Here is a 1,441-nt window from a genome sequence, read left to right as displayed (position 1 = left end):
GGCGAGGGCGGCCGCCAGCGCGTCGTAGGCGTCGACGACCAGCTCGGTGAGCAGGCTGTCCCGGTTGGCGAAGTAGCGGTAGAGCGCCGGTCCCGTCATGCCCAGCTGTCTGGCGACGGCGTTGAGCGACAGTGCCTCCGGGCCGCCCTCGGCCAGCTGGCGCAGCGCCGCCGCCTTCACTTCCTCCCGCACCTGCGCGCGGAACCGATCGCGCGGGCCCGGTCCCGTCCGGCTCTCCGTGGTCACGTCATCGCCTCTTCTGTCGCTCGTCGGAATGGCACTTGACGTACCCAGTGTAGAGGGGCAAGCTTTCGTTAGAACCTATAACGCAAGCGTGATGCTCTAACGAAAATGTCCGCCGAACTGAGGAGCCGACCGTCATGGACAGCCACACCACCGCGAACCTGGTGACCGAGGTCGTACTCCCGGGAGTCGTGGAGCCCGCCGGACTGCAGGTCCGAACGCGCCCCGCGCCCGAGCCGGCGGCCGGTGAGGTCCTTCTCGCGCTGGAGGCTTCCGGGGTCTCCTTCGCCGAGCAGCAGATGCGCCGCGGCAAGTACTACGACCAGCCTCCCTTCCCCTTCGTGCCCGGTTACGACCTCGTCGGTGTCGTGCTCCGGGTCGGCGCGGGGGTCGACGCGTCCTTGGCCGGCCGCCGCTTCGCGGCGCTGACCAAGGTGGGCGGCTGGGCCAGCCTGGTCGTGCTGCCCGTCACCGACCTGGTCGAGGTGCCCGGCGGGCTCGACCCGGCCGACGCCGAGACGCTCGTCGTCAACGGCATCACCGCCTGGCAGATGCTGCACCGCGTCGCCGGCGTCAGGGCCGGCGGAACCGTGCTCGTGCACGGCGCGAACGGCGGGGTGGGCTCGACCCTCGTCCAGCTCGCCGCCCACGCCGGAATCCGCGTCATCGGCACCGCCTCCCCCCGCCACCACGACGCGGTCCGCGCGCTCGGCGCCACGCCGCTCGACTACCGGGACGCCGATCTGCCCGCCCGTGTACGGGAGTTGGCGCCCGGTGGCGTCGACGCGGTCTTCGACCACGTCGGCGGTGACGGCATCGTCGACTCCTTCCGGCTGCTGGCCCGCGGCGGGATGCTCGTGTCGTACGGCTCGGCCTCGACGCGGGACGCCGCCGGATCCTCCAAACTGCCGGTCCTCAAGCTCGTCGGCCGGCTCCTCCTCTGGAAGGTGCTGCCCAACGGCCGGCGCACGCACTTCTACAACATCTGGGCGGGCAAGCGCCGCGCCGCGGCCTTCCAGGACCGGTTGCGCACCGACCTCGGGCAGGTGTTCGCGCTGCTCGCCGACGGCGCCATCACGGCGCAGGTCGCGGCCCGCGTCCCGCTCGGCCGGGCCGCGGAGGCCGTCCGCCTGGCGGAGTCCGGCACCGTCACCGGCAAGGTCGTCCTCGTCCCGGACCCCCGGACCCGCCCGGAGGC

Annotated in this window: 2 protein-coding genes; one reads left to right on the top strand and one right to left on the bottom strand. The window is 72.7% G+C overall.

What is annotated here, in order from left to right:
- Positions 1 to 246: helix-turn-helix domain-containing protein (locus ABZV34_RS39445; RefSeq protein ID WP_356288110.1), on the bottom strand; the 246-nt coding region annotated here is incomplete at its 3' end.
- A 134-nt stretch (positions 247 to 380) separates the two neighbouring features.
- On the opposite strand from ABZV34_RS39445, the gene ABZV34_RS39440 reads away from it, so the two are divergent.
- Positions 381 to 1,441, top strand: a 1,061-nt coding sequence (locus ABZV34_RS39440) for a medium chain dehydrogenase/reductase family protein (protein WP_356288107.1), incomplete at its 3' end; no start/stop codon positions are given.

It is taken from the genome of Streptomyces sp. NPDC005195, from assembly GCF_040608315.1.
Classification (GTDB): domain Bacteria; phylum Actinomycetota; class Actinomycetes; order Streptomycetales; family Streptomycetaceae; genus Streptomyces; species Streptomyces kaempferi.
This window is presented reverse-complemented; position numbering and strand designations above follow the sequence as displayed.